Source organism: Candidatus Dependentiae bacterium (assembly GCA_040878395.1).
Taxonomy (GTDB): Bacteria; Babelota; Babeliae; order Babelales; family Vermiphilaceae; genus JAKBEL01.
Window position 1 is genome coordinate 34,993 of record JBBDMI010000003.1, and the last position, 15,156, is coordinate 50,148.

The 15,156-nt window shown below is 35.7% G+C and carries 23 protein-coding genes; 18 read left to right on the forward strand and 5 right to left on the reverse strand.

The annotated features are described in order from the left end of the window. The first annotated feature begins 10 nt into the window (after positions 1-10). Genes WD055_00495 through WD055_00520 form a run of 6 tightly spaced genes read left to right on the forward strand, consistent with a single transcriptional unit; the run spans position 11 to position 5,065 of the window. Positions 11-427 carry a type II secretion system protein GspG gene (locus tag WD055_00495; GenBank protein ID MEX0848689.1) on the forward strand — a complete coding sequence of 139 codons (417 nt, stop codon included), beginning with the start codon at positions 11-13 and terminating at the stop codon, positions 425-427. Beyond that, the gene (locus tag WD055_00500; protein MEX0848690.1) at positions 411-974 is read left to right on the forward strand and encodes a prepilin-type N-terminal cleavage/methylation domain-containing protein; all 564 of its coding nucleotides are present in this window, start codon (positions 411-413) and stop codon (positions 972-974) included. The genes WD055_00495 and WD055_00500 overlap by 17 nt, the downstream gene beginning before the upstream one ends. Further along, on the forward strand, positions 955-1,497 hold the full coding sequence (locus tag WD055_00505) for a prepilin-type N-terminal cleavage/methylation domain-containing protein (protein ID MEX0848691.1): 543 nt from the start codon (positions 955-957) through the stop codon (positions 1,495-1,497). The genes WD055_00500 and WD055_00505 overlap by 20 nt, the downstream gene beginning before the upstream one ends. Beyond that, entirely contained in the window at positions 1,494-2,495 is a 1,002-nt protein-coding gene (locus WD055_00510; GenBank protein ID MEX0848692.1) for a prepilin-type N-terminal cleavage/methylation domain-containing protein, read from the forward strand. The genes WD055_00505 and WD055_00510 overlap by 4 nt, the downstream gene beginning before the upstream one ends. Positions 2,496-2,499: 4 nt before the next feature. Then, complete coding sequence (locus WD055_00515; GenBank protein MEX0848693.1) at positions 2,500-3,570, forward strand: hypothetical protein; 1,071 nt, start codon at positions 2,500-2,502, stop codon at positions 3,568-3,570. Positions 3,571-3,589: 19 nt separating this feature from the next. Then, the gene (locus WD055_00520; protein ID MEX0848694.1) at positions 3,590-5,065 is read left to right on the forward strand and encodes an MlaD family protein; all 1,476 of its coding nucleotides are present in this window, start codon (positions 3,590-3,592) and stop codon (positions 5,063-5,065) included. 41 nt (positions 5,066-5,106) lie between these two features. Here WD055_00520 and WD055_00525 read toward each other — a convergent pair whose 3' ends face one another. Further along, positions 5,107-5,367, reverse strand: a complete 261-nt coding sequence (locus WD055_00525; GenBank protein ID MEX0848695.1) for a hypothetical protein — start codon at positions 5,365-5,367, stop codon at positions 5,107-5,109. A gap of 297 nt (positions 5,368-5,664) precedes the next feature. Between WD055_00525 and WD055_00530 the strand changes: the two genes are divergently transcribed. Both WD055_00530 and WD055_00535 read left to right on the forward strand, forming a co-directional pair. Further along, positions 5,665-5,886: a CopG family transcriptional regulator gene (locus WD055_00530; GenBank protein MEX0848696.1), complete on the forward strand. Its 222-nt coding sequence runs from the start codon at positions 5,665-5,667 to the stop codon at positions 5,884-5,886. After that, a complete protein-coding gene (locus WD055_00535; protein MEX0848697.1) occupies positions 5,867-6,154 on the forward strand; it encodes a type II toxin-antitoxin system RelE/ParE family toxin in 288 nt (95 codons plus the stop codon). The genes WD055_00530 and WD055_00535 overlap by 20 nt, the downstream gene beginning before the upstream one ends. Before the next feature lie 83 nt (positions 6,155-6,237). Here the strand turns inward: WD055_00535 and WD055_00540 are convergent, their stop codons facing one another. Next, positions 6,238-6,504 carry a hypothetical protein gene (locus tag WD055_00540; GenBank protein MEX0848698.1) on the reverse strand — a complete coding sequence of 89 codons (267 nt, stop codon included), beginning with the start codon at positions 6,502-6,504 and terminating at the stop codon, positions 6,238-6,240. 389 nt (positions 6,505-6,893) lie between these two features. Then, on the reverse strand, positions 6,894-7,136 hold the full coding sequence (locus WD055_00545; GenBank protein ID MEX0848699.1) for a hypothetical protein: 243 nt from the start codon (positions 7,134-7,136) through the stop codon (positions 6,894-6,896). 265 nt (positions 7,137-7,401) lie between these two features. Here WD055_00545 and WD055_00550 point away from each other — a divergent pair, with 265 nt between their 5' ends. After that, on the forward strand, positions 7,402-8,628 hold the full coding sequence (locus WD055_00550; GenBank protein MEX0848700.1) for an ATP-binding protein: 1,227 nt from the start codon (positions 7,402-7,404) through the stop codon (positions 8,626-8,628). Between the two features lie 194 nt (positions 8,629-8,822). On the opposite strand, the gene WD055_00555 is transcribed toward WD055_00550, so the two are convergent. Further along, positions 8,823-9,119, reverse strand: coding sequence for a hypothetical protein (locus tag WD055_00555; GenBank protein ID MEX0848701.1), 297 nt, complete (start codon positions 9,117-9,119; stop codon positions 8,823-8,825). Positions 9,120-9,368: 249 nt separating this feature from the next. Between WD055_00555 and WD055_00560 the strand changes: the two genes are divergently transcribed. Together WD055_00560 and WD055_00565 are read left to right on the forward strand one after the other, a co-directional pair. Then, positions 9,369-9,605, forward strand: coding sequence for a hypothetical protein (locus WD055_00560; GenBank protein MEX0848702.1), 237 nt, complete (start codon positions 9,369-9,371; stop codon positions 9,603-9,605). Continuing rightward, positions 9,599-9,937: a type II toxin-antitoxin system PemK/MazF family toxin gene (locus WD055_00565; GenBank protein MEX0848703.1), complete on the forward strand. Its 339-nt coding sequence runs from the start codon at positions 9,599-9,601 to the stop codon at positions 9,935-9,937. The genes WD055_00560 and WD055_00565 overlap by 7 nt, the downstream gene beginning before the upstream one ends. Before the next feature lie 122 nt (positions 9,938-10,059). On the opposite strand, the gene WD055_00570 is transcribed toward WD055_00565, so the two are convergent. Continuing rightward, entirely contained in the window at positions 10,060-10,590 is a 531-nt protein-coding gene (locus tag WD055_00570) for a hypothetical protein (protein ID MEX0848704.1), read from the reverse strand. 320 nt (positions 10,591-10,910) lie between these two features. On the opposite strand from WD055_00570, the gene WD055_00575 reads away from it, so the two are divergent. From WD055_00575 to WD055_00605, 7 genes are all read left to right on the forward strand, one after another. After that, the gene (locus tag WD055_00575) at positions 10,911-11,387 is read left to right on the forward strand and encodes a hypothetical protein (protein MEX0848705.1); all 477 of its coding nucleotides are present in this window, start codon (positions 10,911-10,913) and stop codon (positions 11,385-11,387) included. Between the two features lie 5 nt (positions 11,388-11,392). Then, a complete protein-coding gene (locus WD055_00580; protein ID MEX0848706.1) occupies positions 11,393-11,731 on the forward strand; it encodes a hypothetical protein in 339 nt (112 codons plus the stop codon). Continuing rightward, complete coding sequence (locus WD055_00585; protein ID MEX0848707.1) at positions 11,694-12,563, forward strand: hypothetical protein; 870 nt, start codon at positions 11,694-11,696, stop codon at positions 12,561-12,563. Before WD055_00580 ends, WD055_00585 begins: the two co-directional genes overlap by 38 nt. A 77-nt stretch (positions 12,564-12,640) precedes the next feature. Continuing rightward, positions 12,641-13,390, forward strand: a complete 750-nt coding sequence (locus tag WD055_00590; GenBank protein MEX0848708.1) for a hypothetical protein — start codon at positions 12,641-12,643, stop codon at positions 13,388-13,390. 39 nt (positions 13,391-13,429) lie between these two features. Next, entirely contained in the window at positions 13,430-13,858 is a 429-nt protein-coding gene (locus WD055_00595; GenBank protein ID MEX0848709.1) for a hypothetical protein, read from the forward strand. Between the two features lie 26 nt (positions 13,859-13,884). Next, positions 13,885-14,322: a hypothetical protein gene (locus WD055_00600; GenBank protein MEX0848710.1), complete on the forward strand. Its 438-nt coding sequence runs from the start codon at positions 13,885-13,887 to the stop codon at positions 14,320-14,322. A 68-nt stretch (positions 14,323-14,390) separates the two neighbouring features. Then, positions 14,391-15,059 carry an RNA methyltransferase gene (locus tag WD055_00605; GenBank protein MEX0848711.1) on the forward strand — a complete coding sequence of 223 codons (669 nt, stop codon included), beginning with the start codon at positions 14,391-14,393 and terminating at the stop codon, positions 15,057-15,059. Positions 15,060-15,156: the final 97 nt, after the last annotated feature.

Sequence of the window (15,156 nt, forward strand, 5' to 3'; positions counted from 1 at the left end):
GAGATCTGATATGACAATAACACAGGCACGATCAGCTCGTGAAGGATTTACATTAATGGAGATTTTGATTGCAATTGCTATTGTTGCGATTGTAACGATAACTGTTGGTCCGGCTTTATTGAGGCAGGCATTTAGAGGAAAACGTGATGCAACAAAAGTAAGATTGCAAGGTGTAAAATCTTCAGTTCAACAGTATCATATGGATAATAATTCATACCCTGAAAAATTACGCGATTTAGTCAAAAAACCTGCGGATGCAAAAAGATGGGACGGCCCATACCTCGAGCAGGAGCCACGCGATGCATGGGATAGAAGGTTTAACTATAAACGCACGCCAAGTGGTAAAAAGCCGTATGAACTTTATTCATGGGGTGAAAACGGGCGTGGAGCACCAAAAGAGGAATGGTTGAGTGTTTGGGACTCCTAAATTTGGATTTACATTATTAGAAATTTTGATTGCCATAGCCATTGTTGCGGTTATGGCAATCGTCGTTGTTCCTAATGTTGGCAGAAAAAAGCCGGGCGCTGAGCGTAAGGCCTTTGTTGCTAAATTAAATGCATTAACGCAACTTGCTTGGCAAAATGCATTGGCGCAAAATAGATTGTATAGAGTTTTATTTGATTTTAAAAATAAAATAGTTTCAGTTGAGCAAGAAACTAATCAAAAGGATGCGCAAGGGCAGCCAAAATTTGAGCAGACTCGCATCACGTATTTAGATACTCAAATTGAATGGCCTGAACATTTGCAGATTAAAAATTTCTTTATTGAAGGTTTTGATGAATCCAAACGTTTTGTTGGTCGTGATACGGGCGAAACGTGGTTTTTTGTGGTTCCGGATGGCATGACACAACGCGTTACTATTAATATTGCCGATACAGTAGATCGGTTGACCAATGGTCGACCAAGAAAAATTGGTCTTGTTTTGAATCCTTTTAATGCGCAGTTTAAAACATATGATACATTCAAAAAGTAATGGTTTTACACTTATTGAAGTTCTGCTTGCAATGACGCTTGTAGGCGTGGTTCTTACTCCTATTTATTCATTGCAAAATACTGTATTTACTAGAGTATTAAAGATGGTCAATGCTGTAGAGCGTATGTTTGTAGCTTATGATTTTTTTCTTGATGAAGAAAATGTTCTTCGACAAAATAGGAAAAAGAAAAAAGAACAAAAAAAAATAACCAAAAAAATTGATGATCCATCAACTGAGCTTATCTATGAAGTTCAAGATGTACCTAAAGATTCAGCATTACAAAAAAATTTTAACAATCTTTACATTGAAAAAACAACATGGGATTGGCAAGAGGGAAACAAAAAGAGGTCAGATCAATTTATTAATATTTTGTTCGAACCTCCTATGCCAAAAAAACAAGAAAAAAAAGATGAAGCAAAAGATAAACCTCCTTCGGACAAGCAGGGTGATCAGGATGATAAAGAACAACAAAAAGGAACACCGCAGTCTCGTGGAGATACAGCTCGTGGAGGTAAAAAATGAAATCAGGATTTACCTTACTTGAAATTTTAATCGCCACCGCAATCTCTTCTCTATTGATGACGATTTTATTTTTTTCATATAATCAAATGAACAATGTTGTGCGATATGTGACAGACTATACTGATATTTTTGATAGTGCAATTTTAGTTGAACAGCAAATTACAAAAGACATTGCAGGTGCATTTATTCCTGTGCAGGCAATTGAACCAAAGGCCAAAGGTCAAAAAGAGGCATCAACTGATGAACAACAACAACAATTAGAACCGGAAAAAAAAGAACAAAAACGGGCGGTTTTAAAGGATCCCTTTGTGAGCAAAAATGTGGGTAAAAATATGAGTATGCTCAGTTTTATTACAGCAAATCCAATGCGTGTTTATTGGGGCAAAAAAACTGGAGAGCCAAAGCCGAGCATCGCTCGTGTGGTATATACATTACAAGAGGATAAGAATTCACCTAAAAATCAGCCTCGCTTTTCATTATATCGTCAAGAGGGCAAAGGGTTAGAGTTGGCTCCTTATACAAAAAAAGAGAGTTCAATTGAGAGATATTTAATTGCTGAGAATATTGAATCCTGTACTTTATCTTTTTTCGTAACGGTTGAAAAAGAGTCGGAGCAAGAAGTATCTGGAAAATCTCAAAATAATAAAGATACGTCTGAAGTTAAAAAGCAAAAAAAAGAGAAAGAGGTTGAGATTAAAACTTTTGATGATTGGCATATTAATGAAGATAAAAAAGATGCGCGTTCAAAATCAAAGTTGCCGGATATAGTTTCCATGGAAATTACTTTGGCCGATGAAGTTGGGCGTCGTAATCGTACATTTAAGTTTGCTGTAGGCGTTGCAGCTAAGTTTACCGAAATTCCTGAACCCAAAGATCAAAATGAAAAAGAAGAAAAAAAACCTGGTCCGCAACCAAGTAAGCAACAAGCGAAAAAAGAAGTTTTAGTGACTGGAGCAAATTCAGTGGTTCAAAATATACGTGCAATGTTCAGGACTTAAATATATGAATAAAAATAAAAAAGGCTTTGTGCTCATTTTTAGTTTAATGCTCATTTTTTTATGTATGTTTTTAGTTATGTACATTACCAATCGTGGGACAACATTTGTTCCCTATGCAACAATTGCTATTGAAAGAAAGCAAGCTTATATTCTTGCTCAAAGTGGTGTGCAGCTAGCAATCAGTCAAATTATTGCACCAAAGGTACAACAAAAAAAAGAAACAAAAGAGGATGAAAAAAAGAAGGAGCCATCTGAAGAGGAACAAGTAAAAGATATGCTTACGGTTATTTTGCCCACTTTAAATCGGTGGCAAGAGATAAAACTCACTGAAAATATTGAGGGTATTGATGCTACGATTAAATTTTGTATCATGTGTGAAAATGGTAAGTTTAATCTAAACTCTTTTTATGACTTTAAAAGTAAAAAATTTATCAATTTGATAAAAGATGCTGATAGTAAAAAAGCGGCGCAAGATATTTTCAAAACAGTTAAAACTGTTATGGGAGGTAAAGAGTTATTTGGCTCTTTTGAACAGCAACTGAAGAATCGTGATATATTCTTCAATGATGCAACTGAGCTGCTCACATCTGCATTTGAACCATTTAAAAATGCATTGTTCTATGAGCCACCGTCAGGTGACAAAGAGGGGGGTAAAATAAAGCAACCTGTTTATCTTATGGATCTGTTTACTGTCTGGACCTCAAACCCCCAAATTAATCCATGGTTGATGTCAGATTCAGTATCAGCTGTGTTTAATTTCAAGCGTGCGCAACCTGGAGACACACAAGAAAGAAAAAAGGTAGTTGCACAATGGCTGAAACCATTTAAACTTAAAGCTCAGTGGCAAAAAGATTGGAATAGCCAATTATCGTCACTTTATGGAAAAGAATATAATAGTATACCCAAAAGTTTACAGCCGTTTTTGAGCAGTACGTTTGAAGCAAACGTTTTTTCTATTTTAACTTATGCAACCGTAGGTCGTGTTACACAGCGCTTACTTACTATTGTTGAACGTTTACCATCAAAGGATGATGATCCTGAAGATGTTGTAATAAAAAAAGTTTACTGGCTGTGATCTTTGTTAAGGAACAACTTTGCGATATACCCGAGAAACGAAGGTCGGCATTTTTGTTTTGGCTGCAATTGCAGTATTTGGCTATATGAGTTTTTATCTTGGTATGTTTCGTTTTGATCATGATCAATATGTTCGTCATACCTTGTATTTTCAAGATATCTCAGGATTGCTCAAAAAAGCTGAAGTAAAAATAGCCGGTGTCAATATTGGTTGGATTCATGATATTTCATTAGTTGATAAAGATGGCATGTGTGCACGTGCTGATGTTATGATTGATAAAGCTTATCATTTGTATCAAGATGCATATGGCGTTGTGCGTCAAGAGGGCATTATAGGGCCGGTTTATCTTGAAATTGTGCCGGGTGATCCATCGTTGCCGCAACTTATGCCGGGAAGCTCATTGGTCCGTCCGCAGACAGAGCCTGCTTCGGTCGATGAATTGATGCGGAGTTTTAAAGATATTGCAACAGAGATACATGAAATTGCAAAGTCAGTAAAAGATGCATTAGGCACAGATCAGCAGGTTAATGAAATAACACATGTTGTCTCAGGGGTAAACCATGTAGTTGATCAGCTTAACACACAAGTGTTGCCCGCATTTACTGAAAGTGTACAAAATATTGCTCAAGTTATTGATCGTGATTTTGGTCGGTTCGCACAACGAGCAGAAGAAACTGCTGATTGTCTCGATGCGGCATCGGATCATATGGTACAAGGATTCGAAGAGGTCAATGCAATTGCGCGAGACATTAATGCCGGCAATGGCTTTATGGGTAAAATGATGCAGGATGAACAGATCTATAACAATGTTCGTTTTTGCACAGATCAAGTTGCACATGCTTTTGACAAATTTTCTGATCTTTATTTTACGTATGATGGTCATGTTGAGAATATGTTCGAACAGGCTTCATTTTCATGCTTTAAAAATGCTAAAGGGATTTTTAATGTGCGTATTTATCCGCGGCCTGATTATTTTTATTTAGTTGGTGTAACGACTTCTCAGCAGGGTTACATTCGTAGAACAACAACATTGAGAGATTTCACGGATGACTGTTTTAATGAAGTATGCTCGGATGAGCAGCTTCCTGAATGGGCAAAATATCAATATATTTTCAATGAAAACAGGCAACGCATAAAGCGCAATGCATTTAAAGTTGATTTACAGTTTGGTAAAGTGTTCAATTATGTTGCATTGCGTGCCGGTTTGATTGAAGGAACCGGCGGATTTGCGGCCGATCTTTTTGTGCCATACTCTGATCGCATTGGATTGATTTCTACCTTTAAAATGTATGATTTCAGAGGGCAAAATCGCATTGACGATGAACGACCGCACCTCAAATGGATCAATCGTATTTTCTTATTCGATACGGTTTATATCGCATTTGGTTTTGATGATTTTGTCAGTAAATGTGACAAATCAGTTTTCCTTGGTGCCGGTTTTAGATTTGGCGATGAAGATATCAAATACTTATTGCCAAATTTTGTAGGGACTTAAAAAAATAGAGCTCTATAAAATGTAGAGCTCTATTGATTGATTTAGCCTTGAGTCTCTTGGTAGTCTCCTCGCACTATTTGATTAGGATGACCTCCTCGCACTAATGGACGATTCATTCTTTCATCTCGTGGACTCACGTACCCGCCTCTTGTTATAACTAAATTGCCTAAACTTCCATACTTAGCCCCAGTTAGTTCTTTTTTATTACCTTGAGGTAGAGATTGTTTAAGCTGGGTGCCCAATTTTGATGCAAATACGCCAGATGTTATGCACAGCAATGACAACATTAATAGTTTCTTCATATTCGTTTCCTTTTTTATGAAGGTTTGTATATTTACGTATCTAACCTTATGTTATCAATTGGGGGGGGGGTGAATGCAATGATTTGATTGAAAAGTCATGATTTACAGGGAAAAATGATCAAAATAGGTGTCTCTTTTTACTGACAATTCATGCTGATTTAAAGTGCAATTTTACATCAGTATGAATTCCTTATTGTTTAATCATATCTATTTTGAGCTCGTTGACACAAAGTGTGCAAAAGTGATACACTTATTTGTATGATAAGTAAAGGTTGTTTCATGCATTGAGGAGTGAATATGCCAACTAATAAACCACGGTTTAATATCACCATGGAGCCGGAAATGGCAGATCATTTGAATAAATTAGCAAAAAAGAGATCAATTTCAGCTTCAAAGTTGGTGCAAGAGTTGGTTGCTGATGCTTTAGATCGTTATGAAGATATGGCGCTTTCAGAATTGGCAGATGAGCGCGAAACAGTGACTCAAAAAGTTGTTGCGCATGATGATGTTTGGAAATAAAACAAAGTTATTTGCGATAGTATACTTGGCAGATGTGCAGAAAAAGGATATTCCATCGCTGCCTGCATCGGCAAAAAAAATGATCCAAAAAGCGATTGAACAACGATTAATGATTGATCCGATCGGATACGGCAAGCCATTGCGTTATAGTTTGAAAGGGTATCGCAGATTGCGTGTTGCTGATTACCGCGTGGTATATAAAATTGATCAAGAAAAAGCTCAAGTTATTGTTATTGCAATTAAACATCGTAAACAAGTGTATGATTAAAAATGTTTTGTTACGGAGTAAAGAGCCAAATTTTATAGAGACATAAAAAGGGAATGCAATGATTTATGCATTCCCTTTTTTATTTAGCCTTGCTGCTTTTTTTTCTCTGCATATTGTCTATCAAAAGCTGCAATAGCTGCATTAGGGTCATACTTAGTAGCAGATCCGCTTTTTCCGTATTTAGCGTCTCTTGCAGCTATTGCCCGTCTATACTGCTCATCACCAGTGATGGACTCGTGCATCGCATTAAGATTTCTACCTACTACTTCAACCCGCACTGTTCCTGCTGTTCCTCCTGCAAATGCACCAACTGTTACACACAGCAACGACAATATTAATAGTTTCTTCATATTCGTTTCCTTTTGTATGAAGGTTTATATATTTACGTATCTAACTTTATGTTATCAATTGGGGGGGGGGGGTGAAAGCAATGATTTGATTGAAAAGTCTTCATTTACAGGGAAAAATGATCAAAATAGGGTGTCTCTTTTTACTGATAATTCGTGCTGATTTAAAGTGCAATTTTAAATCAGCACGAATTATTTGCTGTTTAATCATATAAAGTTCCAATGAGCGTTGCGCTTTAGTTTGATGATTTTATTGGCAAGTGTGACAAATCAGTTTTCCTTGGTGTCGGTTTTAGATTTGGTGATGAAGATATCAAATACTTATTGCCAAATTTTGTAGGAACTTAAAAAAGGGAGCTCTATGTTTTTTAGAACTCCCTTTTTTTAATGAATTAACCTTGACTGTAGTTTTGACGAGTTATTGATATTGAGTTACTTGGGGCTGGTTCCATTCCCGCTGGAATATCTGACCTAGTGCCATATTCAGTCTTACCAGTTTTTGGGTTTCTCCAACTATATATTTGGACACCATGTATTTCTTTTGCGCGTTGATCGCCAGGAGCTTTGTTAGGAAGTAGGGATGCAAATGCACCAACTGTTACACACAGCAATGACAACATTAATAGTTTCTTCATATTCGTTTCCTTTTTTATGAAGGTTTGTATGTTTACGTATCTAACCTTATGTTATCAATTGGGGGGGGGTGAATGCAATGATTTGTGTGAGAATCCATGATTTACAGGGAAAAGTGGGCTATCTTTTTATAGTAATTGTAAAAAATAACAGCAGCTGATATAATTTACAAAAAATGATTAAGATAAGAAAATCTTTGAATGCAAAAATATAATATGGATATTTTTACTTAGTCTTATATCTATTGGCGATTTACAGGGAGGTTATATGTTTAAACGAAACATTAAGCCGGTTTTAGAAAAAGCCCTTAAACGGAGCCCTATTGTTTTGCTTAACGGAGCACGTCAGGTAGGGAAATCAACTTTAGCAAAAGAATTGTTAAAAGAAGGGGGGTTTAATTATCTTACATTTGATGATGAAACGGTTTATTTGGCAGCAAAATCAGACCCAACAAGTTTTATTGAAAACATTCAAAAGCCGGTTATTATTGATGAAGTGCAGCGTGTGCCGGAGCTATTTTTACCGATAAAAAAAGATATTGATAATAATAGGGTTCCTGGGCGATATCTTTTGACCGGTTCGGCCAATCCATTATTAATTCCACGCTTAGGTGATTCTTTGGCTGGGCGTATGGAAATTATTGATTTAATGCCATTGTCTCAAGGTGAAATTTTAGGTATTACTGAAACATTTATCGATACAGCTTTTAGTGATAAGCCATTTAAATGTCCAAAAAAGACGTTATCAAAGAAGGAGCTTTATCATAAAGTTTTAGTTGGGGGTTATCCTTCAGTTCAGGGCGGGGATGAAGAGGCTGTTGAGGCATGGATGCGTTCATATATTAATCTGTTGTTGCAGCGTGATATTAAAGATTTGGCACAGATTGAAAAATTAACCGAATTGCCCAATTTATTAAGAGTATTGGCTTTTCGAACATCAAACTTGCTTAATGTTGCAGAGGTTTCGCGTGAAATGAAAATGGTTGCCCCTACGGTACATCGTTATATTGCACTTTTAGAAACAATTTTTATTATTTCATTGCAATTATCATGGCATACAAATTTGGGTTTACGTTTTATCAAATCTCCAAAAGTTTTTTTTATTGATTCCGGTTTGCTTGCTTATCTATTGGGTATCAATATGGAGCGAGCTTTAATTGATAGTATGCAGATGGGCAAAGTGCTAGAAAATTTTATTGTTGGAGAGTTAAAAAAACAGGCGACATGGAGCAAGATAAAACCTGAAATACATCACTTGCGTACTTTTGAAGGTAAAGAGGTCGATATCATTTTAGAGGATCGCACAGGCAAAATCGTTGGCATCGAGATCAAGAGTGGTGCAAGCGTGAATGCAAGTGCATTTAAAGGGTTAAAATACTTGCAAGAAAAAGTTCCCGATAAATTGGTTAAAGGCATTGTTTTATATGGTGGTTCTGAGTGCGTACCGTTTGGTAAAAACATGTTTGCATTACCAATTAATGTTCTTTGGGAGTAAAGAAGATAATGGATTGATTTTTCCTTGGCGCCGGTTTTAGATTTGGCGATGAAGATATCAAATACTTATTGCCAAATTTTGTAGGAACTTAAAAGGGAGCTCTATAAAATGTAGAGCTCTCTTTATTCAATCACTTTAGCCGGCAGAAGAATATTGATATACTCCTGGACCCGTAGGAAAGGGTTTTTTTTCTTTTATTTTTTTTCTTTTATTTTACCAGGATATTTTTTCTTTAATGATTCAACGCAAGACTTTTCCCATATATATCGACTAGGTGGCGATCCCATCCCTTGCCAAGGCCCTGAGAACCGTTCCTTGCGGCATGATTGCAGTTCTTGATGAACTATAGGATCATCTGAGTGATAACGGGTAGTAGTATATCCTTCGGGTGCATCGGGTGCAGGAGCTTTGTGACGAGTTATTGTTAAAGGGCTTGATCTTAATGAACTCAATGTCATGCACAGCAATGACAACATTAATAGTTTCTTCATATTAGTTTCCTTTTTTATGAAGGTTTATATGATTACATATCTAACATTATGTTATCAAATTGGGGGGGGGGTGAAAGCAATGATTTGATTGAAAAGTCTTCATTTACAGGGAAAAATGATCAAAATAGGGTGTCTCTTTTTTTACTATAGTTGAGTGTCTATACTTTTCGATTATTTATTGACAATAATATGTAATATTTGATAATGTTTATTTAATAAGTTAAAGAAAATGTTACTGGGGGTGATTCTATGAAAAAAGTAAACGTAACCTTCTCAATTCCACCTGAAACTCATCAAGAACTACAAAAGTTAGTGGGGCGAAAAAAGATGAGTGCTTTTGTAGCAGCTTTGATTGATAAAGCACTCGAGGATAAAAAAAAACAGCTCAAGCGAGCATATCAAGAAGCTGCGAATGATCCTGATATACAAAAAACGTTTGAGCAGTGGAGTGCTACTGATGCTGATCTGGGAGATTGGGAATGGTAAAACAGTTTCCCAAACGAGGAGATATTTTTTGGGTTAAATTAGACCCCACGCTCGGTAGCGAAATAAATAAAACACGCCCTGCAGTTATTGTTTCCAATGATTTACAAAACGAGTATTCAAACATCGTGATTATTGCTCCGCTTACCAGTAATATTAAACGTAAGTTACCATTTCACGTGTCTATCGAAGTAGAAGGAAAGGAAGGGCGTATTCTGATTGATCAAGTTCGTGCTATTGATAAAAGAAGATTGGCAAAGCAGATGGCAATCTGTGAACTGCAAACCATGATTGCAATTGATAAGGCATTAAAGTTGGTGTTTAATTTGATTTAGCATTGAGTAAATTTTGTAGGAGTTTTTTCGTTTAAAAAATCCTTACAGGCTTGCTATTTTAAATGCGTTTGCCCTGGGGGGTGAATGCAATGATTTGATTGATTAAAAACAGATCGTAATCTCTAAGTAGATTTTTTGGCGATATCTTTAGATTTTACATTGTTTTTTAGAGGTAAACCTGTTTCAGTTACACCTTTAAGTCCGGAAAGTGGACCAGATTGCGGGCCAAATTTATTTTTAAATATCTCGCTTGCATTTTTCGCATCACTCTTAATACGGACATATATATCTTTGTTAGGTGCAAATTCAAAGTATGGCAGTACTACAAAACCTTCTGAGATGGCTTTTTTATCAGTTGAGCTAGTTTCATAATTTATTATATATGGGTCATTTCTTTTATCTGTAATAAAAAGAGCCACGGTGTCATTGGTGTTTATTTTATTAGTGGTTATGCGATCGTTAGGGCTAATTGCTTTAAGTTGGTTTGCAAAATTTTGATCAGTAACTTTTTGTTGTGTGATCAGGCTTATTTGGTTTTGATTCATTGGTAAAGCATAAAAGGTTTTTCTACTTTTATTCCAAAGTTCAACATCAGGTTTAGTGTTTAGCGCACATGTACAAAAAAGTACCATAATTGCGACTGTTTTTTTCATTTTAGATTCCTTTTTTATAGTCTTGACACAAAATAAAACATTACATATCTAGTGTTATGTTATCAATTAAGAAGGGTGAAATGCAATAGTTTGATTAACAAGTGATAACTTACAGGGGCGACCAGGTGTGTTTTCATTATAATAGAATTTAAATGTGGACATAATTTAATTTGCATTATGTCCACATTTTTTTGGTATGGATAAAAACAGATGGATATAAAGGGCTTAAATAGGATTTTTTGGTATATATTGTAACAACTTACAGGTTGAAGTTACAATCTGATAAGATGCAGTTCGACTAGGCAGGTGAAGGGTGAAAAATGTATAAAATAGTATTATTTTTGGTTTTTTTAGCATTGAGTATAAAAGCAGCAGATATAAAAAAACCACAATATATGAATGAAGAAGATTATGCAGATTTTTGTACAGCGCAAAAGATAGCAGGTTTTTTTTTCAAAACTCAGGATTTAGTAAATGATGCATTGGCTCATGCAATTTCATCTATTCAATTAATAGTGCCAGACGAGCGGTCCATTGCTCCTAAGATAGATTATTTAGACAGATGTGTCCCTAAGATTGATAGAGGGTTGTTGCTAAAAGAAGAGAATGGCATGTTTGGATGTCTTGTGACCAAATGGGGTGCATGGCATTTTGCAAAGGATAGGTGTACTAGGGGGTATGCACCGGAAATAATTGATGATCTTATTTTAAATGTAGTTCATATTACGATTTGGCCGGTTTTTATTGATGTGATGGTGCACGATGTTGCTGAGCTGAAAAAAAATATGAAAGGATAGATTATATGCTTAGGTCAGATCAGGCCGGCGATATGTATAACATGCAAATTTTTAAAGTTTTGAGGGATATTATTTTTAAATTACATGAAAAATGTAAAGATGAAAAACAAAAACTGAAATTGAATATTTGTGGATTTACTCCTGATCATAAACCTATCTATATAGTTAAATCGTTTGATAATAAAGAGTTAAGAAATCCTTTAGGTAAGGTACATTTCAGAAATCAACAAAGTAAAGCAAAGAAAGCCCGAAGTAAAACATTAAGGCTAAGCGAGCATAGATTATATAACAAAAAGAAAGAGTGGCATGATGCAAAGAAATTTTATATCAAACAGCAAAAATAGTTTGTTGATTATTTTAATATGTTATTCATGTAATTTAGTTGCTGCTGCGCATCAGTATACAGAGCAACACCTTCAAGAAGTACAGGCGGCTCATCAGATTCGTTCTATAGTATTTGAAGTCATTGAACAGATTAGGCACAAGACAGAAACCTCTTTTTATTATACTGACGATCAACAAGAAAGTTTTGTGCCTCTTGAGCAATGTGGCATTTACATTAATAAAGGGTTGCTTTTTTGCATCGATAAAAATAAAGTCCCCGGGTTTATTATTACTCGTTGGGGAGGATTTTATTTTAGTCAAAATAGAGTTTCTATTGTTGATGATACCCCGGATCAATTGGGTTTATGGGATGCGGTTTGTGTAAATATATGTGCCCATGAACAATTGGAATTAAAGTTTCTTGGAGAAACGGTTTTAGGAGGCAAGTCTGTATTTTCGGTACAAAAAGTTGCAGGAGTAATGTTAGCTGATCCATTTGGATCTGTTGAAAAAAAACCAAAATTATCGATCAGCTCAGAATCTATAATAAGAAGGTTATCACGGACTGTTTCAGCTCCGGTTATCAATGCCTATTCTCATTTTTCGAGTTCTTCGGCAGGAACAGTAAGAAAAAAGCCAAGAGCTGCTTCTCAATTGCGTCCATATGTATTGCCGCGTTCTTCTGTTTATCGATCCCTTCCTTCCATGACTTACTTTAAAACAGAAGAGGAAATTAGTTGGCTTGATTTGTGTCATATATATCATGAAAAATGTAGGCATGAAAAGGATCTTGTTGGAGAACAAAAGGCAGGGCGTCGGTGCAGAAAAAATAATGGAAATGATGAAAGTTAATTTTTATAGATTTGCATTTCAATCTTGAGTAGACTGTTACAAGTCCGCTATGTGCTATGTTCAAAAAGGAGTTTGTTGTGCGTAAAAAAATAGTTTTTTTCGTTCTTTCAGTTATTATTATAACCTTTGTGTTTTTATATACGCCGCAAACAAATAGAGCAAATGAGCCATGTTTGGCAAATCCTATTGCTCATGGCACTATTATTATCTTAAATGGTGTTCCATCTGTGGGTAAAACATCGATTCAAAAAGAATTACAAGAAATTATGGATGAGCCTTATTTGTCTTTGGGTGTTGATAATATGCTCATTGGGACTTTGCCAGAAAAATGTATGACCGGAGAGTTTCTAAAGAAAGATCGTCCAAAAAATGGTATTCAGGGTATGCATGGTTATTACGATACTAATGAACAGGGAAAAATTTTTAAACTTGAATTTGGACCGGCATGTCGTAAATTGATTCGTGGTATGCATCGTGCATTTGCAACAATGGCTGATGAAAAAAACAGTCTAATTGTTGATTACATTCTTTATGATCAGAAATGGTTGCCGGATTTGGTTGATGCATTGTATGGATATCGAGTATATTTCGTTGGAGTAAAGGCTCCTATAGATATTGTGCAAAAACGTGAAAAAAAACGTGGGACTTCACCTGAAGGGCATGCGCGTGCTTATTATGATACGGTGCATAAGCATGGTGAATATGATCTGATGGTTGATACATTACAGTTATCACCAAAAGAAGCAGCAGAAAAAATTAAGGAATTCATACAACAACATCCTCGGCCAAAAGCATTTAAGCGCTTATATAAAAAATTAATACAATAAAAAATAGGAAAATGAGTAATGATTTCAGTTATACTCTTTATGAATATAGTTGTTTTAGCTCTGTATTGTTTAGCTAATGCAGCTATAATGACAGGTTTATTTTCAATTGTGCAGCCATCGATTTCATATCTGCGCACATTTCAAGTGTTGCTGATCAAGATAATCATTTCAGTTATTATTGTTTTTGGTTTTTATGCTTTATTGGCGCGTATGTTTTGTTGGACGGCAACCATTGCACAATGCTTAGAATGTATTTGTCCAACATTTACATCTTCATCATTGATAGAGCATATGAATTTACCCGCAACCATACTGTTTTTTGTGAGTGTCAGCTTAGTGCAAACAACCATTATTGCAATTCCTCGAGGATTATCGTCGACAACTTTTGTTGCATTGGTTGCAGCAAGTAATAGCATTTCCAGTTTGTTGAAATTGGGAATTATTTCATTTCTTGCTTCATATCTGTAGGATGTAGATAAAAAGGTTTAGGAATTATGAAGTTAGTTAATTCTTTTGGGCAATTCTTAATTACGCAGTGGGTTTGGGCCGTTACCTTTGCGCGAGCACAGCCCTTGATAAATATGTTGGTTATGTTGCTCATATTGTTGGTTGTGTCAAGAGTACGCGTTATTCCGGCAGTACTCTATGCTTTTTTTTCTCAATTTTTTGCTCTTATTCTTTTTACTTTGTTTGTGCATGGTGTGCTTGATAAAATGCTTGGCATAACTTTTGTAGAAAATGAACAGCCGTTTTTAATTCACCCATTGGCCACCACTTTTTTGCTTGCAATGATATATACTGCTTTGCAGGCGTTGTTTTTTTGTATACTTTCATCTTTTTATTCGTTACCTGTACAAAAATATGTGAGCATCGCTTTTGTGAGCAATGTAATCTCGATGTTTATCGTATACAGGTTTATGTCGCCATATTAAACTTGCACAATTATGGGCGTGGGTTAAGCTCATAGGATTACCTAATCTCATTACTATGTGAACCAAAAATGAATGAGCAAACAAAAAAAGAACTTGTTGACTATTTGGGTGAGTATGTAACTCCTGAAAAAAAAGAAAAAATAGATATTATTCTTGCATTGAGGACACAACATCTAACAGTTGCTCTGGAGGATGTTTTTCAGCCTCATAATGCAAGCGCTATTGTTCGATCAACTGAGTGCTTTGGGGTTCAGGATATTTATTGCGTACAGGATAAATATCGATTCAAAGTAAATCAGGGTGTAGCGCGAGGTTCAGCCTATTGGATGAACATTCACAGCAATCCGTCAATCGAAGATTCGTTTGTCCAGCTTAAAAAAAATGGTTATCGTATTGTGGCAACAACGCCACATGCAAAGGCATTGTATATTAGCGAACTTCCGATCGATCAAAAAACCGCTCTTGTTTTTGGGACAGAATTGACCGGTATTAGCCAGTTTACTACGGATAACGCAGATGCATTTGTGAAGATTCCAATGTTTGGTTTTACCGAAAGTTATAATGTTTCGGTGAGTGTTGCATTATGTTTGTATGAGTTGACAAAGCGGTTGCGTGCATCGGATATTGATTGGCAACTTACGCAAGCAGAAAGGATTGATACAAGACTTCAGTGGTATCGACGTATTGTGCGGGCATCAGATGCTTTAGAAAAAAAGTTCATACAAGAAAGAAAATAAAAAACTGCATTAACTTTTGTTTTGACTGTATCGTCTATCTGTTGTTTTATCTTTATTTAGTAGTTTGTTTTATGCTATTCTATTGAAATAAAAGTTA